The sequence below is a fragment of the Pseudomonas sp. GM84 genome, from assembly GCF_000282535.1.
In the GTDB taxonomy this organism is placed as follows: Bacteria; Pseudomonadota; Gammaproteobacteria; order Pseudomonadales; family Pseudomonadaceae; genus Aquipseudomonas.
In genome coordinates, this window is sequence record NZ_AKJC01000114.1 from 1 (window position 1) to 22360 (window position 22360).

Genomic DNA, 22360 nt, shown 5'->3' on the forward strand with positions numbered 1-22360 from the left:
GGCGCCTGCCGCTGACGAACAGGGTGGCCTCGGCCAGGCCATAGCTGGCGAAGAAGCTGCTCGGCTGGAAACCACAGGCGGCGAACTTCTCGGCGAAGGTGTCGAGGCTGTCCTGGCGGATCGGTTCGGAGCCGGAATAGGCCACGCGCCAGCGGCTCAGGTCGAGGCCGGCCAGGGCCGCTTCGCTGACCCGCTCGCTGCACAGACGGTAGGCGAAGTCCGGCCCGCCACTGATGGTGCCGCCGTATTCGCTGATCGCCTGCAGCCAGCGCAGCGGTCGGGCCAGGAAGTAGCCCGGCGACATCAGCACACAAGGCACGCCGCTGAAGATCGGCTGCAGCAGGCCGCCGATCAGGCCCATGTCGTGGTACAGCGGCAGCCAGCTGACGATCACGTCGTCGGGGTTCAGGTCGATGCCAAAGCCGTGGCGGATCAACTGCTCGTTGGCCACCAGGTTGCCGTGGCTGACCTGCACGCCCTTGGGCAGCGCCGTGGAGCCGGAGGTGTACTGGAGGAAGGCGATGTCGTCGCCGGCCAGCGTCGGCTCGCGCCAGGCCTCGGCCAGGCTCGGGTCCAAGGTGTCCACCGCCAGCAGTGCGGGGGCGTTGTCGCCAGCCAGGGCTTCGAGGCCCTGCAGGCTGTCGTGCAGCGCCGCCACGGTCAGCAGCAGACGCGGCTCGGCGTCGTCGATGATCGACAGCAGGCGCTCCTGATGGTGACGGCGCGACGACTCCGGCGGATAGGCCGGCACGGCGATGACGCCGGCATACAGGCAGCCGAAGAACGCCGCGACATAGTCCGGGCCGCTGGGGAACAACAGCACGGCGCGGTCGGCGAACCCCGCTTGGGCCTGCAAGGCGGCGGCAATGGTGCGCGCGCGACGGTCCAGCTCGCGGTAACTGAGCACGGCCTGCTCGCCGGGGGCGTCGGCCAGAAAGCGCAGGGCTATGCGGTCCGGGGTTTGCGCGGCACGTTGCGCCAGTGCCTGGACCAGCGAGAGCGGGAGTTCGAAGGCGTCCGTCATGGGGTGTTCCTGCCAGTGTCTGGGTAAGTCGGGCCGGCTGCCTCGCGCAAGGGCGGCGGGCAGCATGCGGCGGCCGGATGTACACAGGGGAACGGATGGGCAACGGAAGAAATTAACGGCAAAACCCGGCGCCGGAAGGTGCAGAAAGTGAACTGCATCACGGCTGTCGGCTTAGAACTGAAACTAACGGATACTGATTAACTTTCGTATTTGACAATCATTATCATTCTGAATAGTTTGTCGCACGTCGTAGGAAGCTTCCCCGCCAGGGGTGCTCCCTTTCCCTTCCGAGACAAGGTGATTTCCATGGCGGAACAGCTATCCACAAGTAAGTGCGATTCACCATTACTCCAGGCGTTCGTCGACAACCGCAGCATTCTGGTCAAGATCGCGGCACGCATCACCGGTTGCCGCTCGCGCGCCGAAGACGTGGTGCAGGACGCTTTCTTCCGGCTCGGTTCCGCCCCCCACATCACCTCGTCGTTCAAGGCCCAGCTCAGCTATCTGTTTCAGATCGTGCGCAACCTGGCCATCGATCACTACCGCAAGCAGGCGATGGAGCTGAAGTACTCCGGCAGTGAAGAGGAAGGCCTCAACGTCGTCGTACTCAACGCCTCGCCGGAAGCCACCCATATCAATCTTGCCGCCCTGGAGCACATTGCCGAGGCGCTCAACGAACTGCCCCCGCGCACCCGCTATGCGTTCGAGATGTACCGTCTGCATGGCGTGCCGCAGAAGGACATCGCCAAGGAGCTGGGGGTGTCGCCGACCTTGGTCAACTTCATGATTCGCGATGCGCTGGTGCATTGCCGCAAGACGGCTAACCGGCAGGGTTGAGGTTCGGCGGCGCCTGCTTCGCGGGACAAGCCCGCTCCCACAGAGATCGCACCTTGCTTGAGGCCAGAGGCGGACCTGTGGGAGCGGGCTTGTCCCGCGAAGCAGGCGACCCCGTACTAGGCCAGCTTGCAGCGCTCGAAGAACCGCTCCCGCCCCAGAATCATCAGCGCTGCCCGCTTGTGCGGGAAATCGAACTCTTTCTCGCAGTGGAAGCACTGGTCGTGCATGTAGCCGATCATCTTGCCATTGTCGGCACGCGGCTCGGCCACCACCCGCTGGGTGCGCGGGTCATCGAGGAACAGGTAGTGCACCAGCGCCGACAGCCAGCTGGCGACCTTGTGTGGCCCGCGGTGGTTCTCCTCGCCCACCAGCATGTGCACGCCACGGTCGTAGTCGTCGGCCGGGTAGAACGGTGCAATGCGGTCTTCCTTGGCCCAGTAGGCTTCGAAGTAGGCGAACGGCTGGTCGTCGAAGCTGCCGATCAGGGTCAGGGTGTGCGGGTCGGCTTCGAGCTTGGCCAGATACTCCCTGTGCTGCTCCAGCGAGCCGCCCTCCTGCCAGAACTTCTCCACCCGCGGGTTGTTCTGCCAGCGGTTGAATCGCGCCAGGTCCTGGTCGATTTCCAGGGTCCGCAACGACACCCAGCTGCCCAGCCGGGCATCGAAACGGCGATAGACCTCGCCACGCGGCTTGGGCGCCCGGCGGGGGTGGCGCTTGCCATCGCTCAGCTGCATCTGCTGTGGGTAGGCGGCGGTCGACGCCTGACTCAGCCAGGGATGCGGCAACTGCCAGAACAGCGTGTGCTCGCACCGGTACACGCCTGGCCTCTCGCCCATCACCAGCAGCCCGCTGGCCAGCGCCTCGGGTTGCGGTTGCGGCAGGTGCCAGGTCAGGCGCTGGCAGGCGGGGTCGCGTGACAGCAGCCAGTAGCAGGCGGCCCACAACGCTTGCTGGGGGCGCTCGGGGCAAAGGCTTTCAATATGGACCTCAAGGGTTTCGCCCGGCACCAGGCGCACCTGGATCAGGGGACGGTCTTCCAGCGTCAGGCTCAGCCAGCGGTCGCCTTGGTCGGCGCTGAGGCTGTGCCAGCGAGGCAGTGACAACGGCTGCGAAGCGGCATCGAACGGCATGGTCTTGGCTCACGGTAAGTGAAAGAAAGGCTCACGGATGAAAACGTGGCCGCGACCTTGGAATTTACTCGGCGGGCGCCGCGACGGTGATCCGATAGGGTTGGAAGATCCGCGTCAGTTCGCCGGTCTCGCGCAGGTAGCGCAGCAGCGCGGAGAACTGCTCGGGGCTGATGGGAGCGCCTGGGCGCAGCAAGGCGTAGTGGTGATAGACCTGGTCGATACGCTCGGAAGCCATCAGCGTGTCCAGGCTGGTGGGGTTGCGCACCAGGAAATCGCTGAGGTAGGAGCGCGTGACCAAGGCGATGTCGGCGCGCCCGGCCTGGACCATCAGCAGGTTGCTGTCATGGGAATAGGTCAGGGTCGCGTTGTAGGTCGCGCGCAGGTGATCAGGGTCGGGGTCGAAGCGTGCGAAGGCGTAGTGATAGCCATTGAACAGCGCCAGGCGCTTGCCCTGCAGGTCATCGAAGTAGAGCTGGTCACGGCCGTCGGCCTTTTTCGCGACGAACACCTCGGCATCTTCCAGGCCCATGTCCACGGTCTGGTGCGGAATCTGCTGCCAACCCCAGGCGGGGTTCTCGAAGATCGCCATGTCGGTACGGCCTTGCTGCAGATCGCCGAAGCGCCGCTGAATGGACGTGGGCACCAGAACAAAGCGGTAATCCGCCTGCAATTGGTTCAAGGCCTGGACCAGTTGCGGCAGCAGCCCGGTGTCAGCACCCTGCTCCGGGCGCACGGTATAGGGCGGGAAATGTGCGGCACCGATCTTCACTTCGATGGCGTCGGCAGCCCATGTCGGTGCCGCCAGCCCGGCAACGGCCAACAGCAACAGGGTGGCAAAAACCTTCAGGCCGGGTGCAGGAGTCAAGACGGGCACTCATCACGGTTCATACCTGGTTGCGCTTAAGCTAGGCGTTTTCGAAAAACGGCACAACCGCTGGAAACGCCAAAATGAGGGCATTTTGCCAGAGGGTGCCATGAGCCCGGACATTGGCTACGCTGCTCTAGCATGTATGGCGAGGGAGCCTGGTATGGGCCACTGGTTGGTGATCGACCTGGAAGCCACCACCGATGACGGTGGCTGGCCGGTCACGGAGATGGAAGTCATTGAAATTGGCGCCAGCCTGGTGACCCGCGAGGGCCGCGAGGTGGACCATTTCCAGCGCTTCGTGCGGCCGCGCCGGCGGCCCCAGCTGACGCCGTTCTGCCGCCAGCTGACCAAGATCAGCCAGGCCAACGTCGACAGCGCTGCGGCGTTTCCGGAGGTGTGGGCGCGCTTCGAGCGCTGGCTGGGGCACCATCGCGGGCAGTTGCAGGCCTGGGTCAGCTGGGGTGACTACGACCGCCAGCAACTGTTGCAGGAATGGCAGCAGCATGAGCTCGACAGCCTGTTGCGCAACCTGCCGCACATCAACCTCAAGCAGCGCTTCGCCAAGGCCCGCCACCTGCAACGCCCGACCGGGCTCAACGGTGCCCTGCACCTGGCCGGCATGCACTTCAGCGGCCAGCAGCACCGGGCGCTGGAGGATGCGCGCAATACGGCTCGGCTGCTGCCCTTGAGCCTGCCGGGCCTTTGAGGGCGGGGCACCTGAAAGCAGATGACGGCGTGAATGGGCTTGGGCATACTGGCCAGCCCTTTTTCATCCCCCTCTCTTTTCAGGAGTCGCCCCATGTTCAAGGTCAACGAGTACTTCGATGGCACCGTCAAGTCGATCGCCTTCGAAGGTGCTGAAGGTCAGGCCACCGTCGGCGTGATGGCCCCGGGCGAATACGAGTTCGGCACCGCCAAGCGTGAAATCATGCACGTGGTTTCCGGTGCGCTGACCGTGAAGCTGCCGGGTAGCGACAACTGGGAAACCTTCAACGCTGGCGACAAGTTCAATGTGGCTGCCGACAGCAAGTTTCAGTTGAAGGTGGCGGTGGATACCGCTTACCTGTGCGAGTACCGCGACTGATCTGCAGCGCCCTCTTCGCGGGACAAGCCCGCTCCCACAGGATCGCCACTGGTTTCGACCTGTGTGCAATGTCTGTGGGAGCGGGCTTGTCCCGCGAAGAATCCAGCACTAGTTCAACAGAAACTCCGCCACCCTTTCGGCCGCCGCCTGTAAATGCTGCGCATGGCTGAACCCCGACGCCTTCAGCGGCTTCAGGTCATGATCCCCCGCCACCAGCCAGCTCACCTCGATCGACGGTGACAGCGCATACCCCTGCACCGCCTCCCGATTTCCCAAGGCATCCCGCTCGCCCTGCACGATCAACGTCGGCGTCTTCAATTGCGCCAGGTGCTCCACGCGCGGCTTCTCGGGCTTGCCCACCGCATAGAACGGATACCCCAGGCATACCAACGCATCGGCACCCAACTCGTCAGCCAGCAGGCTGGCCATGCGCCCGCCCATGGACTTGCCGCCAATCGCCAGCTTTCCCGTGACCAAAGGTCGCACCTGCCGGTACACCTCGCGCCAGCATTCGAGCAGCACCTTCTGCGGATTGGGCGGCCGTTTGCCACCCCCGACCCTGCGCTCGGCCATGTAGGGGAACTCGAAGCGAACCACGCCAACCCCAAGCGCCGCCAGCCTTTGCGCGATTTCGTTCATGAATTCGCTGTCCATCGGCGCCCCTGCGCCATGGGCCAGGATCAGGCACCCCGCAGGTGCGCTATGTCCCTGATTCGATGGGGAATCGCAGCGCAAGCCTGGGACATTTCCGATCTTCGCCCATTGATCCCCGTCAATACAGGCACTTTGCCCATTAATCATGCTTGCCTCGCTATAAAGCCTGCCAAATAACCGTGGATGGGAACCCATACATGAACACAACCAGCAGTACCGCCTATAACTACAAGGTGGTCCGCCAATTCGCCATCATGACGGTGGTGTGGGGAATCGTCGGGATGGGGCTCGGCGTCTTCATTGCCGCCCAGCTCGCCTGGCCTTCCCTGAACTTCGACCTCCCCTGGACCAGCTTCGGCCGCCTGCGTCCCCTGCATACCAATGCGGTGATCTTCGCCTTCGGCGGCTGCGCGCTGTTCGCCACCTCCTATTATTCGGTGCAACGTACCTGCCAGACCACCCTGTTCGCACCCAAGCTGGCCGCGTTCACCTTCTGGGGCTGGCAGCTGGTCATCCTGCTGGCAGCCATCACCCTGCCGCTGGGCTACACCAGCTCCAAGGAATACGCCGAGCTGGAATGGCCGATCGACATCCTGATCACCATCGTCTGGGTCTGCTACGCCATCGTGTTCTTCGGCACGATGATGAAGCGCAACACCAAGCACATCTATGTCGGCAACTGGTTCTTCGGCGCCTTCATCCTCACCGTGGCGATGCTGCACATCATCAACAACCTGGAGCTGCCGGTCAGCCTGACCAAGTCGTACTCGGTGTATGCCGGCGCGACCGATGCCATGGTGCAATGGTGGTATGGCCACAACGCGGTGGGCTTCTTCCTGACCGCAGGCTTCCTGGGGATGATGTACTACTACGTGCCCAAGCAGGCCGAGCGCCCGGTGTATTCCTATCGCCTGTCGATCGTCCACTTCTGGGCGCTGATCACCCTGTACATCTGGGCCGGTCCCCACCACCTGCACTACACCGCGCTGCCCGACTGGGCGCAGTCGCTGGGCATGGTGATGTCGCTGATCCTGCTGGCGCCGAGCTGGGGCGGCATGATCAACGGCATGATGACCCTGTCCGGTGCCTGGCATAAGTTGCGCAGCGACCCGATCCTGCGCTTTTTGGTCGTGTCCCTGGCGTTCTACGGCATGTCCACCTTCGAAGGCCCGATGATGGCCATCAAGACGGTCAACGCCCTGTCCCACTACACCGACTGGACCATCGGCCACGTACACGCCGGCGCTCTTGGCTGGGTGGCGATGATCTCGATCGGTGCGCTGTACCACACCATCCCGAAAGTGTTCGGCAAAGAGCAGATGCACAGCATCGGCCTGATCAACGCGCACTTCTGGCTGGCGACCATCGGCACCGTGCTGTACATCGCCTCGATGTGGGTCAACGGCATCGCCCAAGGCCTGATGTGGCGGGCGGTGAACAGCGACGGCACGCTCACCTACTCGTTCGTCGAAACCCTGGTGGCCAGCCACCCTGGCTTCATCGTGCGCTTCGTCGGTGGTGCGATCTTCCTCAGCGGCATGTTCCTGATGGCCTGGAACACCTGGCGCACCGTGCGAGCCCCGGCCGCCGTCGCCGCCCCTGCCAACGCGCAACTGGCCTGAGGAGACCTGCCTGATGAAACATGAAGTGATCGAGAAGAACGTCGGCCTGCTGGCCTTGCTGATGGTGTTCGCCGTCAGCATCGGCGGCCTGACCCAGATCGTCCCGCTGTTCTTCCAGGACGTGACCAACAAGCCGGTCGAAGGCATGAAGCCCTACACCGCGCTGCAGCTCGAAGGCCGCGATATCTACATCCGCGAAGGCTGCGTCGGCTGCCACTCGCAGATGATCCGTCCGTTCCGCGCCGAAACCGAGCGTTACGGCCACTACTCGGTGGCCGGTGAAAGCGTGTGGGACCACCCGTTCCTGTGGGGCTCCAAGCGTACCGGTCCGGACCTGGCCCGGGTCGGTGGCCGCTACTCGGACGACTGGCACCGCGCGCACCTGTACAACCCGCGCAACGTGGTGCCGGAGTCGAAGATGCCGTCCTACCCGTGGCTGGTCGCCCAGCAGGTCGACAACAGCCACACCGACACCAAGATGCGCACCCTGCGCACCCTCGGCGTGCCGTACAGCGACGACGACATTGCCGGTGCCCGCGAGGCGGTCAAGGGCAAGACCGAGATGGATGCCCTGGTCGCCTACCTGCAGGTGCTGGGCACCGCGATCAAGAACAAGAGGTGAGTGCGATGGAAATGGACATCGGCATGATCCGTGGCCTGGGCACCCTGGTGGTGATGATCGCCTTCATCGGCCTGACGCTGTGGGTGTTCAACCGCCGCCGTGACCGTGATTTCGCCGAAGCGCGCCTGCTGCCCTTCGTCGACGACCGACTGCCCCCCGCCGGGCAGGAACCTGCTGCCATGACTGCTGCGATGAGGAGTAAAGGGCAATGACCACCTTCTGGAGTACGTACATCAGCGTACTGACCATCGGCAGCCTGATCGGCCTGGCGTGGCTGTTGCTTTCGACCCGCAAGGGCCAGAGCAAGAACACCACCGACCAGACCATGGGACACAGCTTCGATGGCATCGAGGAATACGACAACCCGCTGCCCAAGTGGTGGTTCTGGTTGTTCGTCGGCACCCTGGTGTTCGGCGCCGGCTACCTGGTGCTCTACCCGGGCCTGGGCAACTGGAAAGGCATCCTGCCCGGTTACGAGAACGGCTGGACCGGCGTCAACGAGTGGCAGAAGGAAATGGACAAGGCCGACGCCAAGTTCGGCCCGATCTTCGCCAAATACGCCGCCATGCCCATCGAGGAAGTGGCCAAGGACCCGCAGGCACTGAAGATGGGCAGCCGCCTGTTCGCCTCCAACTGCTCGGTCTGCCACGGCTCGGACGCCAAGGGTGCCTATGGCTTCCCCAACCTGACCGACAAGGACTGGCGCTGGGGTGGCGAGGCGGAAACCATCAAGGCCTCGATCATGAATGGCCGCCACGGCGTGATGCCGGCCTGGTCTGAAGTGATCGGCGAACAGGGCGTGGCTGATGTGTCCGCCTATGTGCTGACCAACCTCGACGGCCGCAGCCTGCCGGAAGGGGTCAAGGCTGACGCGGCGAAGGGCAAGGAGATCTTCGCGGCCAACTGCGTGGCTTGCCACGGACCTGAGGGCAATGGCACCCCGGCCATGGGGGCGCCGAACCTGAACCATCCGCAGGCGTTCATCTATGGGTCGAGCTTTGCCCAGCTGCAGCAGACCATTCGCTACGGCCGCCAGGGGCAGATGCCGGCCCAGGCGGAGATTCAGGGCAATGACAAGGTGCATTTGCTGGCGGCTTATGTGTACAGCCTGTCGCAGGAACCTGAAAGCCTGACTGCCAAGTAACACCCCAGGGCCGCTTTGCGGCCCAATCGCCGCGGTTCGTCGCCACGACAAGCCGGCTCCCACAGGGATCTGTGGGAGCGGGCTTGTCCCGCGAATGGGCTGCAAAGCAGCCCCCCAGCCCTCTCCCGCCCTACTCCCCGCCTTGCACCACCCCCCAACCGAACTAAGCTTGTTGCCTCAGTGGGCTTTCGCTGCCAATCCAGCGAAGCAGACGCGGCGCATAGCCTGACGCCGCCCGCAGAAAAAGCTTGACCGATCGATCAGAAAAAGGCGAAAAACGGTACACATTACAAATATTTATTTGTGTACAATCGTCCGCACCTCGTTGCCGCGGGACATCGGCAACAGGGCCCGGACACGGGTCGGCGCAGGTGTCCTTGCGTTGCCATAACCCTGGTGGTTAACGATACTGGCGCCGATTTTCCAACCAACAAGAACACCAAAACCGTGGAACCTTAGCAATGAGCACAGCAATCAGTCCGACTGCTTATAACTACAAGGTCGTCCGCCAGTTCGCCATCATGACGGTGGTCTGGGGGATCCTTGGCATGGGCCTCGGCGTCTTCATCGCCTCGCAGCTGGTGTGGCCACAATTGAACCTGGACCTGCCCTGGACCAGCTTCGGCCGCCTGCGCCCCCTGCACACCAACCTGGTTATCTTCGCCTTCGGCGGCTGTGCGTTGTTCGGCACCAGCTACTACGTGGTGCAGCGAACCTGCCAGACCCGGCTGATCTCCGACAGCATGGCCGCCTTCACCTTCTGGGGCTGGCAGGCGGTGATCCTCGGCGCGCTGATCACCCTGCCGATGGGCTACACCACCACCAAGGAATACGCCGAGCTCGAGTGGCCGATCGCGATCCTGCTGGCCATCGTCTGGGTCACCTACGCCCTGGTGTTCTTCGGCACCATCGTCAAGCGCAAGACCAAGCACATCTACGTCGGCAACTGGTTCTACGGCGCCTTCATCGTGGTTACCGCGATGCTGCACATCGTCAACCACATCTCGCTGCCGGTGAGCCTGTTCAAGTCGTACTCGGCCTACTCCGGCGCCACCGACGCGATGATCCAGTGGTGGTACGGCCACAACGCCGTGGGCTTCTTCCTCACCACCGGCTTCCTGGGGATGATGTACTACTTCGTGCCCAAGCAGGCCGAGCGGCCGATCTACTCGTATCGCCTGTCGATCGTGCACTTCTGGGCGCTGATCACCCTGTACATCTGGGCCGGTCCCCACCACCTGCACTACACCGCCCTGCCTGACTGGGCGCAGTCGCTGGGCATGGTGATGTCGATCATCCTCCTGGCACCGAGCTGGGGCGGCATGATCAACGGCATGATGACCCTGTCCGGTGCCTGGCACAAACTGCGCACCGACCCGATCCTGCGGTTCCTGGTGGTGTCCCTGGCGTTCTACGGCATGTCCACCTTCGAAGGCCCGATGATGGCCATCAAGACCGTGAACTCGCTGTCGCACTACACCGACTGGACCATCGGCCATGTCCACGCCGGCGCCCTCGGCTGGGTAGCGATGATCTCCATCGGCGCGGTCTACCACATGATCCCGAAACTCTACGGCCGCGAGCAGATGCACAGCGTCGGCCTGATCAACGCGCACTTCTGGCTGGCCACCATCGGCACCGTGCTGTACATCGCCTCGATGTGGGTCAACGGCATCACCCAGGGCCTGATGTGGCGCGCCATCAACGATGACGGCACGCTCACCTACTCCTTCGTCGAAGCTCTGCAGGCCAGCCACCCAGGCTTTATCGTCCGGGCCCTGGGCGGTGCGTTCTTCGCCTCCGGCATGCTGCTGATGGCCTACAACGTGTTCCGCACTGTACGCGCCGCCAACCCGGCGCAGGCTGAAGAAGCCGCCAAGATCGTCGTCGTGGGAGCGCACTGATGAAGCATGAAGCCGTCGAGAAGAACATAGGCCTGCTGGCCTTCTTCATGGTCATCGCCGTGAGCATCGGGGGTCTGACCCAGATCGTCCCGCTGTTCTTCCAGGACGTGACCAACAAACCCGTCGAAGGCATGAAGCCGCGCACCGCGCTGGAGCTTGAAGGCCGTGACATCTACATCCGTGAAGGCTGCGTCGGCTGCCACTCGCAGATGATCCGCCCGTTCCGTGCCGAAACCGAGCGCTACGGCCACTACTCGGTAGCCGGTGAAAGCGTCTGGGACCACCCGTTCCTGTGGGGCTCCAAGCGTACCGGTCCGGACCTGGCCCGCGTCGGCGGTCGCTACTCCGACGACTGGCACCGCGCGCACCTGTACAACCCGCGCAACGTGGTACCGGAGTCGAAGATGCCGTCCTACCCGTGGCTGGTCGAGCACAAGCTCGACGGCAAGGACACCGCGAAGAAGATGGAGGTGCTGCGCACCCTCGGTGTGCCATACACCGACGCCGACATCGCCGGCGCCCACGACGCGGTCAAGGGCAAGACCGAAATGGACGCCATCGTTGCGTACCTGCAAGGTCTTGGCACCATCATCAAAAGCAAACGGTGACGCTGATGGATATCGGGATGATTCGCGGCCTGGGCACCGTGGTGGTGATGGTGGCCTTCGTGGGCCTGGCGCTGTGGGTGTTCAACCCACGGCGCAAGCGGGAATTCGACGAAGCCACACAACTGCCCTTCGCGGATGATCCCGAGGCCAAAAAGCACGTCGAGCAAGCGCAAGCAAAAGCTGCTGGGAGCAAACAACAATGACAACCTTCTGGAGTCTGTACGTCACCGTCCTGACCCTGGGCACCATCTTCTCGTTGACCTGGCTGCTGCTGTCGACCCGCAAGGGCCAGCGCGAAGAGGTCACCGACGAAACCGTCGGGCATGCCTTCGATGGCATCGAGGAATACGACAACCCGCTGCCGAAATGGTGGTTCTGGCTGTTCGTCGGCACCATTATCTTCGCCCTCGGCTACCTGGTGCTGTACCCGGGCCTGGGCAACTGGAAAGGCATCCTGCCGGGCTACTCGTACCTGGATACCGACAAGCAGACCGAGTTCAGCAATGGCCAGCCAGGCTGGACCGGCGTGCACGAGTGGGAAAAGGAAATGGCCAAGGCCGATGCTCGCTTCGGGCCGATCTTCGCCAAGTTCGCGGCCATGCCCATCGAAGAGGTAGCCAAGGACCCGCAAGCACTGAAGATGGGCGCGCGGCTGTTCGCCTCCAACTGCTCGGTGTGCCACGGCTCCGACGCCAGGGGTGCCTACGGCTTCCCTAACCTGACCGACAAGGACTGGCGCTGGGGCGGCGAACCGGAAACCATCAAGACCACCATCATGGGGGGTCGCCATGGGGTGATGCCGGCCTGGTCGGAAGTGATCGGCGAGCAAGGAGTGGCCGATGTCGCGGCCTTCGTGGTCAGCAAGCTCGATGGCCGCAGCCTGCCGGAAGGCGCCAAGGCCGACGCCGAGAACGGGCAGAAGATCTTCGCTGCCAACTGCGTGGCCTGCCACGGGCCGGAGGGCAAGGGCACGCCGGCGATGGGTGCGCCTGACCTGACCCACCCGCAGGCGTTCATCTACGGTTCGAGCTTTGCCCAGCTGCAGCAGACCATTCGCTATGGTCGCCAGGGGCAGATGCCGGCGCAGGAACAGCTGCAGGGCAATGACAAGGTGCATTTGCTGGCGGCTTATGTGTACAGCCTGTCGCATCAGGCTGAGCCGGCCAAGGCCGAGTAAGGCAGGGCCGCCCTCTTCGCGGGGCAAGCCCGCTCCCACAGGTACTCCACCAAATCAGAAATCAATGGAGTACCTGTGGGAGCGGGCTTGCCCCGCGAAGAGGCCGGCGAATTCACCACAAGCTGACCTGCATCAATTGACACCCGCCATATCACGTTTCCTATCGTGAACCCAATGCGACAAAAGGTCGCAATGCGACCCCAGTGTGCCATCACCGGCGTATCATGGATCGCAGCGCGCCAGCAGACGGCGCGAGACTGCGGCCGGCACGCACTGGCCGCGGCGTTTCTCCACTGCCGTGGGACTTGATGATGAGCAAGCAAATTCCGGTACATGACGTCACCCCGCCTGCCAGCAAAGGGAAGGACTCCGTCGACCTCTACGCCTCTCGCGAGAAAATCTATACCCGCGCCTTCACCGGCGTGTTCCGCAGGTTGCGCATAGCCGGCGGGGCGTTGTTGTTCCTGCTGTACTTCGGCACCGTGTGGCTGAACTGGGGTGGCCACCAGGCCGTGTGGTGGAACCTGCCCGAACGCAAGTTCTACATCTTCGGCGCCACCATCTGGCCACAGGATTTCATCCTGCTTTCGGGCATCCTCATCGTCGCCGCCTTCGGCCTGTTCTTCATCACCGTCTTTGCCGGCCGCGTCTGGTGCGGCTACACCTGCCCGCAGAGCGTGTGGACGTGGATCTTCATGTGGTGCGAAAAGGTCACCGAGGGTGACCGCAACCAGCGCATGAAACTCGACCGGGCCCCCATGAGCGGCAACAAGTTCCTGCGCAAGTTCGCCAAGCACAGCCTGTGGCTGCTGATCGGCTTCGTTACCGGCATGACCTTCGTCGGCTACTTCTCGCCGATTCGTGAACTGGTCATCGAATTCTTCACCGGCCAGGCCGATGGCTGGGCGTATTTCTGGGTCGGCTTCTTCACCCTCGCCACCTATGGCAATGCCGGCTGGCTGCGTGAGCAGGTGTGCGTGTACATGTGCCCCTATGCGCGCTTCCAGAGCGTGATGTTCGACAAGGACACCCTGATCGTCTCCTACGACCCGCGCCGCGGCGAAACCCGTGGCCCGCGCAAGAAAGACCTGGACTACAAGGCCAAGGGCCTGGGCGACTGCATCGACTGCACCATGTGCGTGCAGGTGTGCCCGACCGGCATCGACATCCGCGATGGCCTGCAGATCGAATGCATCGGCTGCGCCGCCTGCATCGACGCCTGCGACAGCATCATGGAGAAGATGAACTACCCCAAAGGCCTGATCAGCTACACCACCGAGCACAACCTGTCGGGGCAGAAAACCCACATGGCACGCCCACGCCTGATCGGCTACGCGGTGGTGCTGCTGGTGATGATCGGCGCCCTGGCCACCGCCTTCGCCACCCGTTCGCTGGTGGGCTTTGACGTCAGCAAGGACCGCGTGCTGTACCGCGAGAACGCCCAGGGGCGAATCGAGAACGTGTACAGCCTCAAGGTCATGAACAAGGACCAGCGCGACCACGTCTACGTGCTCGACGCCACCGGCCTGCCCGACCTGCGCCTCGAAGGCCAGCGGGAAATCCGCGTGGCCGCCGGCGATATCGTCAGCCTGCCGGTGCAATTGTCGGTCGCCCCGGAAAAACTGCCCTCGACCACCAACGAAATCACCTTCATCCTCAAGAGCGCCGATGACAGCGCCTCCGAGGTCAATGCCAAGAGCCGTTTCATCGGCCCACAGATCCGCTGAGAGAGAACACTGACAATGCCTGCCACCGCCGCCAGCCCCTGGTACAAGCACCTCTGGCCCTGGATCATCATCGGCATCCTCACCACCTCGGTGTGCCTGAGCCTGACCATGGTCAGCATCGCCGTGAACAACCCGGACAACCTGGTCAACGACAACTATTACGAAGCGGGCAAGGGCATCAACCGTTCGCTGGATCGCGAGCTGCTGGCACAGACCCTCAACCTCAAGGCCACCGTGCACCTCGACGAGCTGACCGGCGAAGTGGACGTGCGCCTGACCGGCGAAAGCGACCCGCAGAGCCTGGAACTGAACCTGATCTCGCCGACCCAGCCGGACAAGGATCGCAAGGTGCTGCTCAGCCGCTCGGAGGCAGGGCGTTATGTCGGCCAGCTGGATGACAAGGTCGAGGGGCGACGCTTCGTCGAGCTGCTGGGGAGTCAGGATGAACATGTGTGGCGGTTGTTCGAGGAGGAGAAGGTGGAGCATGGGGTGACCCTGGCACTGGGCGATGAGGCGCTGCAGGGTGCCGAGCACCAATAGCAGCAATCATTAGTCTCTCTGTGGGAGCGGGCTTGCCCCGCGAAAGGGCCAAACCTGCTTATGATGTTGCCCAGACTGGCCCATTCGCGGGACAAGCCCGCTCCCACAGGATCCGTTCCTGCAAGTCAATGCGTGCTCGCCTTATGACCCAACCCACTCCCTGCTACCACTGCGCCCTGCCCGTCCCGGCAGGTAGCCGCTTCACCGCCGTGGTCCTCGGCGAGCCCCGGCAATTCTGCTGCCCGGGCTGCCAGGCAGTGGCCGAATCGATCGTCGCCGGCGGGCTGGAGCACTACTACCAGCACCGCAGCGACAGCAGCGCCAACCCCGAGGCCCTGCCCAGGCAACTGCAGGACGAACTGGCCCTGTACGATCGCAGCGACGTGCAGCAGACCTTCGTCCGCCATGCCGACGAACACGCCGAGACCACACTGATGGTCGAGGGCATCAGCTGCGCGGCCTGCGGCTGGCTGATCGAAAAGCATTTGCGCAACATCCCCGGCGTCGCCGAGGCCCGCCTGAACCTGTCCAATCACCGCCTGCTGCTCAACTGGGACGACCAGCAACTGCCGCTGTCCAGGCTGCTGGCCGAGCTGCGCCAGATCGGCTACGCCGCCCACCCCTACCAGCCCGACCAGGCTGCCGAGCAGTTGGCCCGGGAAAACCGCAGCGCCCTGCGCCGCCTGGGCGTGGCGGGACTGCTGTGGTTCCAGGCGATGATGGCGACCATGGCCACCTGGCCCGAATTCAACATCGACCTGTCGCCCGAGATGCACACCATCCTGCGTTGGGTCGCACTGTTTCTCACCATTCCGATCGTGTTCTACAGCTGCGCGCCATTCTTCAAGGGCGCCGCCCGCGACCTGCGCACCCGTCACCTGACCATGGACGTGTCGGTCTCGCTGGCCATCGCCCTGGCCTTCGGCGCCGGGATCTGGACCGCTGTCACCGGCAGCGGCGAGCTGTACTTCGACACCGTGGGCATGTTCGCCCTGTTCCTGCTCACCGGCCGTTACCTGGAGCGCCGCGCCCGCGAACGCACGGCGGCGGCCACCGCACAACTGGTCAACCTGCTGCCGGCCTCGTGCCTGCGCCTGGATGCGTTCGGCCAGACCGCGCGTATCCTGCTCGGCGAGCTGCAATGCGGCGACACCGTGCAGGTGCTGCCCGGGGCGGTGATCCCGGCCGACGGACGTATCGTCGAGGGCCGCTCCAGCGTCGACGAGTCGCTGCTGACCGGCGAATACCTGCCGCAGCCTCGCCAGACGGGCGAGCGGGTCACCGGCGGCACGCTGAACGTGGAAAGCACCCTGCATGTGCAGGTCGAAGCCTTGGGCCACGATTCACGCCTGTCGGCCATCGTTCGCCTGCTGGAGCGCGCGCAGAGCGAAAAACCGCGCCTGGCTGAAATCGCCGACCGCGCCTCGCAGTGGTTTCTGCTGTTCAGCCTGGTGGCGGCGCTGGCCATCGGCCTGTGGTGGTGGTACCTGGACCCGGCGCGGGCGTTCTGGATCGTCCTGGCCATGCTGGTGGCGACCTGCCCGTGCGCCTTGTCGCTGGCCACCCCCACCGCCCTGACCGCCGCCACCGGCACCTTGCACAAGCTCGGCCTGCTGATTACCCGCGGCCATGTGCTGGAAGGCCTGAACCAGATCGACACGGTCATCTTCGACAAGACCGGCACCCTCACCGAAGGCCGCCTGGCCCTGCGCAGCATCCGCCCGCTCGGCACGCTGCCCGCCGACCGCTGCCTGGCCCTGGCTGCCGCCCTCGAAAATCGCTCCGAACACCCCATCGCTCGCGCCTTCGGCCGCACCGCCAGCGCCGCCGAAGACGTGCAAAGCGTGCCTGGCCTGGGCCTGGAGGGCCAGGTCGAAGGCCAGCGCCTGCGCATCGGCCAGGCCACCTTCGTGTGCGCCTTGAGCGGTGCCGAAATCCCCAGCGTGCCGGAACCGCGCGGCCAATGGCTGCTGCTCGGCGACCGCCAGGGCCCGCTGGCCTGGTTCGGCCTCGACGACCGCCTGCGCGAGGACGCCCCCGCCCTGCTCGCTGCCTGCAAGGCACGCGGCTGGCGCACGCTGCTGCTGTCGGGTGACAGCTCGCCGATGGTCGCCGAGGTGGCCGCGCAGCTGGGCATCGACCAGGCCATCGGCGGCCTGCGCCCGGACGACAAGCTGGACCGGCTCAAGGCCCTGCAGGCGGCTGGCCGCAAGGTGCTGATGCTGGGCGATGGGGTCAACGACGTACCGGTGCTGGCCGCCGCCGACATCAGCATCGCCATGGGCAGCGCCACGGACCTTGCCAAGACCAGTGCCGACGCGGTGCTGCTCAGCAACCGCCTGCAGGCACTGGTGCAGGCCTTCGACCTGGCACGCCGCACCCGTCGCAACATCCTCGAAAACCTGCTCTGGGCAACGCTGTATAATGGCCTGATGTTGCCGTTCGCCGCGCTCGGCTGGATCACTCCGGTGTGGGCAGCCATCGGCATGTCGGTCAGTTCGCTGATCGTGGTGCTCAACGCCTTGCGCCTGACCCGCCTGCCTGCCGGCGCGGGCTTGCCGGCGAGCGGCGCTGCACAAACCGGAAGGAAATCAGCATGCCCGCCCTCTATGTCATGATCCCGGCCGCCCTGCTGCTCGTCGGGGTTGCCGTCTACATCTTCTTTTGGGCGGTAGACAGCGGCCAGTACGACGACCTCGACAGCCCCGCCCACAGCATCCTGTTCGATGACCAGGACCCACGCCACCAGGCTGCCGTGAAAGACGACCCGGCCACCCCCGAAGACAAGGACACACCGCCCCGTGCCTGACCTGCTTGCCCTGCTTGGCTCGGCACTGATCCTTGGCCTGCTCGGCGGCGGCCATTGCCTGGGCATGTGTGGCGGCCTGATGGGCGCGCTGACCCTGGCCATCCCACCCGAACAACGCGCCAGGCGCGCGCAACTGTTGCTGGCCTACAACCTTGGACGCATCCTCAGTTATGCCTGCGCAGGCCTGCTGCTGGGCCTGGCCGGCTGGGCCGTGGCCAGCAGCCCGGCCGCCCTGGCGCTACGGGTAGTGGCCGCGCTTTTGCTGATTGCCATGGGCCTGTACCTGGCGGGCTGGTGGAGCGGACTGACCCGAATCGAGGTGCTGGGCAGGGGCTTGTGGCGGCATATCCAGCCGGTGGCTTCGCGCCTGCTGCCGGTCTCCAGCCTGCCGCGGGCACTGCTGCTGGGGGCGTTGTGGGGCTGGTTGCCGTGCGGGCTGGTGTACAGCACCTTGCTGTGGGCGGCCAGCCAGGGCAATGCGGGGTATAGCGCGGCGTTGATGCTGGCGTTCGGCTTGGGTACCTGGCCAGTGCTACTGGCCACGGGGCTGGCGGCGGAGCGGGTGAACATTGTGCTGCGTCGGCGCAGTGTGCGCATGGCGGGCGGCTTGCTGGTGATCCTGTTTGGGATCTGGACCCTGCCTGGCCCTCATCAGCACTGGCTCATGGGGCATTGAGGAGGGGGCCAATCGCTGGCAAGCCAGCTCCCACAAGTATCGCATGCGCCCTCCCTGTGGGAGCCGGCTTGCCGGCGATTGGGCCGCACAGCCGGCCCCAATTTCTGATTGATACAAATCAAAAAACAGCTTCTTGCCCCGCACAGCGGCCCCGATGCCTTTTGATACAAATCAAAACAGCCCCTTCCAGACGGCCATAGACTCCGGACACTGCTGCTCATTCCGGGGACCGCCCACATGCTCGAAGATCTACGCTGGGATGCCGACCTGATCCGCCGCTACGATCTGGCCGGCCCGCGCTACACCTCCTACCCCACCGCCGTGCAACTGCACAGCGAAGTGGGCTCGTTCGACCTGCTCCACGCCCTGCGCGAAAGCCGTCGGGCCGTACGCCCGCTGTCCTTGTACGTGCACGTGCCGTTCTGCGCCAACATCTGCTACTACTGCGCCTGCAACAAAGTCATCACCAAGGACCGTGGCCGCGCCGCGCCTTACCTGCAGCGCCTGGAGCAGGAAATCCAGCTGATCGCCTGCCACCTGGACCCGAAACAACGGGTCGAGCAGCTGCATTTCGGTGGCGGCACTCCCACCTTCCTCAGCCATGTCGAACTGCGCCAACTGATGGCCACCCTGCGCCAGCACTTCAACCTGCTGGACGATGACTCCGGCGACTACGGCATCGAGATCGACCCGCGCGAAGCCGACTGGTCGACCATGGGCCTGCTCCGCGAACTGGGCTTCAACCGCGTCAGCCTCGGGGTGCAGGACCTGGACCCGGTGGTGCAACGCGCGGTCAACCGCCTGCAGAGCCTGGAACAGACCCGCACCCTGATCGAAGCGGCGCGCACCCTGCAATTCCGCTCGGTCAACCTTGACCTGATCTATGGCCTGCCCAAGCAGACCCCGGAAGGTTTCGCGCGTACGGTGGAAGAAGTGATCCGCCTGCAGCCCGATCGCCTGTCGGTGTTCAACTACGCCCACCTGCCCGAACGCTTCATGCCCCAACGGCGCATCGACAGCAACGACCTGCCAGGACCAGGGGCGAAGCTCGAGATGCTGCGCAATACCATCGAGCAACTCACCGCTGCCGGCTACCGCTACATCGGCATGGACCACTTCGCCCTGCCCGACGACGAACTGGCCGTCGCCCAGGAGGAAGGCACACTGCAGCGCAACTTCCAGGGCTACACCACGCACGGTCATTGCGACCTGATCGGCCTCGGGGTGTCGGCGATCAGCCAGATCGGCGACCTCTACTGCCAGAACAGCAGCGACCTGAACACCTACCAGGACAGCCTCTCCAACGCCCAGCTGGCGACCCAGCGCGGGCTGCTGTGCAACCACGATGACCGGATACGGCGAGCGGTGATCCAGCAGTTGATCTGCCATTTCGAGCTGGACTTCGAATCGATCGAGGAGGCCTTCACCCTCGATTTTCGCGGTTACTTCAACGAGCTCTGGCCGGAACTGCAGACCCTGCAGCGCGACGGCCTGATCAGTCTCGACGACAAAGGCATCCGCATCCTGCCGGCCGGGCGCCTGCTGGCCCGCTCGGTGTGCATGCTGTTCGATGCCTATCTGGCGATGCACAACCGCCAGCGTTTCTCGCGAGTGATCTAGCTGTACGAGTCGTTTGACCGCATGGACAAGCGGCCTTCTCAGGCACACTATGGGCGTGAATGAACCCCCGGCATCATGCAGCTGGGGTTCGGCCAGGGCGCACCACAAAAGCGCACGCTGGCCTACACCCTATGCCGTAGGTTACCCTTACGACTTATGTGTGCTTTCCGAGAAGGATCGATTCAAAATGTCCGAGCCAGTCAAACTGCGCCAACATAACCAGGCCCATTGCAAGGATTGCAGCCTGGCGCCTCTGTGCCTGCCTCTTTCACTCAACCTGGAAGACATGGATGCACTGGATGACATCGTCAAACGCGGACGCCCGCTGAAGAAAGGCGAATTCCTGTTCCGCCAGGGTGACAATTTCGGGTCGGTCTACGCCGTACGCTCCGGCGCCCTCAAGACCTTCAGCCTGAGCGACAGCGGTGAGGAACAGATCACCGGCTTCCACCTGCCCAGCGAACTGGTCGGCCTGTCCGGGATGGATACCGAAGCCTACCCGGTCTCGGCCCAGGCCCAGGAAACCACGTCGGTGTGCGAGATCCCGTTCGAGCGCCTCGATGAGCTCTCGGTGCAATTGCCGCAGCTGCGCCGCCAGCTGATGCGGGTGATGAGCCGTGAAATTCGTGATGACCAGCAGATGATGCTGCTGCTGTCGAAAAAGACCGCCGACGAGCGCATCGCCACGTTCCTGGTCAACCTGTCCGCGCGATTCCGTGCCCGTGGCTACTCGGCCAACCAGTTCCGCCTGAGCATGTCGCGCAACGAAATCGGCAACTACCTGGGCCTGGCGGTGGAAACCGTGTCGCGGGTATTCACCCGATTCCAGCAAAATGGCCTGATTCGCGCCGAAGGCAAGGAAGTGCACATCCTCGACCCGATCCAGCTGTGTGCGCTGGCCGGTGGTGCGATCGAGGTCTGAAAGCTGCGCCAAGAAGGTATACTGGCGCAATCGTTTTCCCCAGGATACCCGCAATGATGCACAGCGACGCTTTCGACCTCAAAGCCCTGATCCGCCCGGTAGTGGACTTTCCCAAACCGGGCGTGATCTTCCGCGACATTACCCCGCTATTCCAGTCGCCTCGCGGGCTGCGCTATGTGGCCGACCAGTTCATCGAGCGTTACGTGGAGGCTGAATTCAGCCACATCGGCGCCATGGACGCGCGGGGCTTCCTGATCGGCTCGATCATTGCCCACCAGTTGAACAAGCCGCTGATCCTGTTCCGCAAGCAGGGCAAGCTGCCGGCCGATGTGTTGTCGGAGGGGTATCAGACCGAGTACGGCGAGGCCTTCCTGGAAGTGCATGCCGACAGCCTGTGCGAGGGGGATTCGGTGCTGATCTTCGATGACCTGATTGCCACTGGCGGTACGTTGCTGGCGGCGGCGAACCTGGTGCGGCGCACTGGGGCTCAGGTGTTCGAGGCGGCGGCGATCATTGATCTGCCCGAGCTGGATGGGTCGCGCCGGCTGCAAGCGGCGGGGGTGCCGACCTTCTGTCTGACCGAGTTTTCTCTTAGCGAGTACTGAGTCGGATTCGGGGCTGCTGCGCAGCCCTTTCGCGGGACAAGCCCGCTCCCACAGGCACTACGGCACCCTCAAGGTCAGCGCTGTGCCTGTGGGAGCGGGCTTGTCCCGCGAATGGGCCGCAAAGCGGCCCTAATGCTCAAATTACAACGAAATCGGCCTACGCCCGGCAAAGGCATGCGCCAAAGTCCCACCATCGACCAGCTCCAGCTCGCCGCCCAACGGCACACCATGGGCAATCCGCGAAGCCACCAGGCCTTTCTCGGCCAGCAACTGCGCAATGTAGTGCGCCGTCGCCTCCCCTTCCACCGTCGGGTTGGTCGCCAAGATCACCTCGGTGAAGCTGCCCTGCTCTTCGATCCGCGCCATCAGCTGCGGCACACCGATTGCCTCCGGCCCCAGGCCGTCCAGCGGCGATAGATGCCCCTTGAGCACGAAATAGCGGCCGCGATAGCCAGTCTGCTCCACCGCATACACATCCATCGGCCCTTCCACCACGCACAGCTGCGTGTCGTCACGGCGTGGATCGGCACACTGCGGGCACAGCTCCTGCTCGGTCAGGGTACGGCACTGACGGCAATGGCCCACCCCTTCCATGGCCTGGCTCAGCGCCTGAGCCAGACGCAGGCCGCCACTGCGGTCACGCTCAAGCAGCTGCAAGGCCATGCGTTGGGCGGTTTTCTGACCGACACCCGGGAGGGTGCGCAAGGCGTCGATCAGTTGGCGGATCAGGGGGCTGAAGCTCATGTAGGCAGGCCTGCAAGTCAGGGGAACAGAATGAACAAGGGAG

The 22360-nt window shown here is 64.1% G+C and carries 24 protein-coding genes; 19 read left to right on the forward strand and 5 right to left on the reverse strand.

The window, feature by feature from the left end; translation table 11 throughout:
* A partial coding sequence (locus tag PMI38_RS10185) for an AMP-binding protein (protein ID WP_008093473.1) occupies window positions 1–1024 on the reverse strand: 1024 nt, incomplete at its 3' end.
* Between the two features lie 306 nt (window positions 1025–1330).
* Here PMI38_RS10185 and PMI38_RS10190 point away from each other — a divergent pair.
* Entirely contained in the window at window positions 1331–1861 is a 531-nt protein-coding gene (locus PMI38_RS10190; protein ID WP_008093474.1) for an RNA polymerase factor sigma-70, read from the forward strand.
* 116 nt (window positions 1862–1977) lie between these two features.
* Here PMI38_RS10190 and PMI38_RS10195 read toward each other — a convergent pair whose 3' ends face one another.
* Entirely contained in the window at window positions 1978–2991 is a 1014-nt protein-coding gene (locus PMI38_RS10195) for a GNAT family N-acetyltransferase (RefSeq protein WP_008093475.1), read from the reverse strand.
* A gap of 64 nt (window positions 2992–3055) precedes the next feature.
* Window positions 3056–3856 (reverse strand): substrate-binding periplasmic protein, encoded by an 801-nt coding sequence (locus PMI38_RS10200; RefSeq protein WP_008093476.1) that lies wholly within the window; start codon window positions 3854–3856, stop codon window positions 3056–3058.
* 163 nt (window positions 3857–4019) lie between these two features.
* On the opposite strand from PMI38_RS10200, the gene PMI38_RS10205 reads away from it, so the two are divergent.
* The gene (locus tag PMI38_RS10205) at window positions 4020–4565 is read left to right on the forward strand and encodes an exonuclease domain-containing protein (RefSeq protein ID WP_008093477.1); all 546 of its coding nucleotides are present in this window, start codon (window positions 4020–4022) and stop codon (window positions 4563–4565) included.
* 93 nt (window positions 4566–4658) lie between these two features.
* The gene (gene ppnP / locus PMI38_RS10210) at window positions 4659–4943 is read left to right on the forward strand and encodes a pyrimidine/purine nucleoside phosphorylase (protein WP_008093478.1); all 285 of its coding nucleotides are present in this window, start codon (window positions 4659–4661) and stop codon (window positions 4941–4943) included.
* A 108-nt stretch (window positions 4944–5051) separates the two neighbouring features.
* Here ppnP and PMI38_RS10215 read toward each other — a convergent pair whose 3' ends face one another.
* A complete protein-coding gene (locus PMI38_RS10215) occupies window positions 5052–5744 on the reverse strand; it encodes an alpha/beta family hydrolase (protein WP_043273371.1) in 693 nt (230 codons plus the stop codon).
* A 50-nt stretch (window positions 5745–5794) separates the two neighbouring features.
* On the opposite strand from PMI38_RS10215, the gene ccoN (PMI38_RS10220) reads away from it, so the two are divergent.
* The 16 genes from ccoN (PMI38_RS10220) to PMI38_RS10295 all read left to right on the forward strand — a co-directional run bounded on the left by ccoN (PMI38_RS10220) (window position 5795) and on the right by PMI38_RS10295 (window position 21573).
* Window positions 5795–7219 (forward strand): cytochrome-c oxidase, cbb3-type subunit I, encoded by a 1425-nt coding sequence (ccoN, locus tag PMI38_RS10220; RefSeq protein WP_008093480.1) that lies wholly within the window; start codon window positions 5795–5797, stop codon window positions 7217–7219.
* Window positions 7220–7232: 13 nt separating this feature from the next.
* Complete coding sequence (gene ccoO / locus PMI38_RS10225; RefSeq protein WP_008093481.1) at window positions 7233–7841, forward strand: cytochrome-c oxidase, cbb3-type subunit II; 609 nt, start codon at window positions 7233–7235, stop codon at window positions 7839–7841.
* Window positions 7842–7846: 5 nt separating this feature from the next.
* Entirely contained in the window at window positions 7847–8053 is a 207-nt protein-coding gene (locus PMI38_RS10230) for a cbb3-type cytochrome oxidase subunit 3 (RefSeq protein WP_008093482.1), read from the forward strand.
* The gene (gene ccoP / locus PMI38_RS10235) at window positions 8050–8985 is read left to right on the forward strand and encodes a cytochrome-c oxidase, cbb3-type subunit III (RefSeq protein ID WP_008093483.1); all 936 of its coding nucleotides are present in this window, start codon (window positions 8050–8052) and stop codon (window positions 8983–8985) included. The genes PMI38_RS10230 and ccoP (PMI38_RS10235) overlap by 4 nt, the downstream gene beginning before the upstream one ends.
* Window positions 8986–9446: 461 nt before the next feature.
* Window positions 9447–10889, forward strand: coding sequence for a cytochrome-c oxidase, cbb3-type subunit I (gene ccoN / locus PMI38_RS10240; RefSeq protein ID WP_008093484.1), 1443 nt, complete (start codon window positions 9447–9449; stop codon window positions 10887–10889).
* Window positions 10889–11497 carry a cytochrome-c oxidase, cbb3-type subunit II gene (ccoO, locus tag PMI38_RS10245; protein ID WP_008093485.1) on the forward strand — a complete coding sequence of 203 codons (609 nt, stop codon included), beginning with the start codon at window positions 10889–10891 and terminating at the stop codon, window positions 11495–11497. The genes ccoN (PMI38_RS10240) and ccoO (PMI38_RS10245) overlap by 1 nt, the downstream gene beginning before the upstream one ends.
* Before the next feature lie 5 nt (window positions 11498–11502).
* Window positions 11503–11700: a CcoQ/FixQ family Cbb3-type cytochrome c oxidase assembly chaperone gene (locus tag PMI38_RS10250; RefSeq protein ID WP_043273373.1), complete on the forward strand. Its 198-nt coding sequence runs from the start codon at window positions 11503–11505 to the stop codon at window positions 11698–11700.
* Window positions 11697–12674 (forward strand): cytochrome-c oxidase, cbb3-type subunit III, encoded by a 978-nt coding sequence (gene ccoP / locus PMI38_RS10255; protein ID WP_008093487.1) that lies wholly within the window; start codon window positions 11697–11699, stop codon window positions 12672–12674. Before PMI38_RS10250 ends, ccoP (PMI38_RS10255) begins: the two co-directional genes overlap by 4 nt.
* A 311-nt stretch (window positions 12675–12985) precedes the next feature.
* On the forward strand, window positions 12986–14401 hold the full coding sequence (ccoG, locus tag PMI38_RS10260; protein ID WP_008093488.1) for a cytochrome c oxidase accessory protein CcoG: 1416 nt from the start codon (window positions 12986–12988) through the stop codon (window positions 14399–14401).
* Window positions 14402–14416: 15 nt separating this feature from the next.
* Window positions 14417–14941 (forward strand): FixH family protein, encoded by a 525-nt coding sequence (locus PMI38_RS10265; RefSeq protein WP_008093489.1) that lies wholly within the window; start codon window positions 14417–14419, stop codon window positions 14939–14941.
* A gap of 143 nt (window positions 14942–15084) precedes the next feature.
* On the forward strand, window positions 15085–17559 hold the full coding sequence (locus PMI38_RS10270; RefSeq protein WP_008093491.1) for a heavy metal translocating P-type ATPase: 2475 nt from the start codon (window positions 15085–15087) through the stop codon (window positions 17557–17559).
* A complete protein-coding gene (ccoS, locus tag PMI38_RS10275) occupies window positions 17538–17750 on the forward strand; it encodes a cbb3-type cytochrome oxidase assembly protein CcoS (protein ID WP_008093492.1) in 213 nt (70 codons plus the stop codon). The genes PMI38_RS10270 and ccoS overlap by 22 nt, the downstream gene beginning before the upstream one ends.
* Window positions 17743–18426 carry a sulfite exporter TauE/SafE family protein gene (locus tag PMI38_RS10280; RefSeq protein ID WP_008093494.1) on the forward strand — a complete coding sequence of 228 codons (684 nt, stop codon included), beginning with the start codon at window positions 17743–17745 and terminating at the stop codon, window positions 18424–18426. The genes ccoS and PMI38_RS10280 overlap by 8 nt, the downstream gene beginning before the upstream one ends.
* Before the next feature lie 237 nt (window positions 18427–18663).
* The gene (gene hemN, locus PMI38_RS10285) at window positions 18664–20046 is read left to right on the forward strand and encodes an oxygen-independent coproporphyrinogen III oxidase (protein WP_008093495.1); all 1383 of its coding nucleotides are present in this window, start codon (window positions 18664–18666) and stop codon (window positions 20044–20046) included.
* Window positions 20047–20233: 187 nt separating this feature from the next.
* Window positions 20234–20968 carry a Crp/Fnr family transcriptional regulator FnrA gene (gene fnrA, locus PMI38_RS10290; RefSeq protein ID WP_008093497.1) on the forward strand — a complete coding sequence of 245 codons (735 nt, stop codon included), beginning with the start codon at window positions 20234–20236 and terminating at the stop codon, window positions 20966–20968.
* 56 nt (window positions 20969–21024) lie between these two features.
* Complete coding sequence (locus tag PMI38_RS10295) at window positions 21025–21573, forward strand: adenine phosphoribosyltransferase (protein ID WP_009683910.1); 549 nt, start codon at window positions 21025–21027, stop codon at window positions 21571–21573.
* Window positions 21574–21714: 141 nt separating this feature from the next.
* On the opposite strand, the gene recR is transcribed toward PMI38_RS10295, so the two are convergent.
* Window positions 21715–22317: a recombination mediator RecR gene (gene recR / locus PMI38_RS10300; RefSeq protein ID WP_008093500.1), complete on the reverse strand. Its 603-nt coding sequence runs from the start codon at window positions 22315–22317 to the stop codon at window positions 21715–21717.
* Between the last annotated feature and the right edge of the window lie 43 nt (window positions 22318–22360).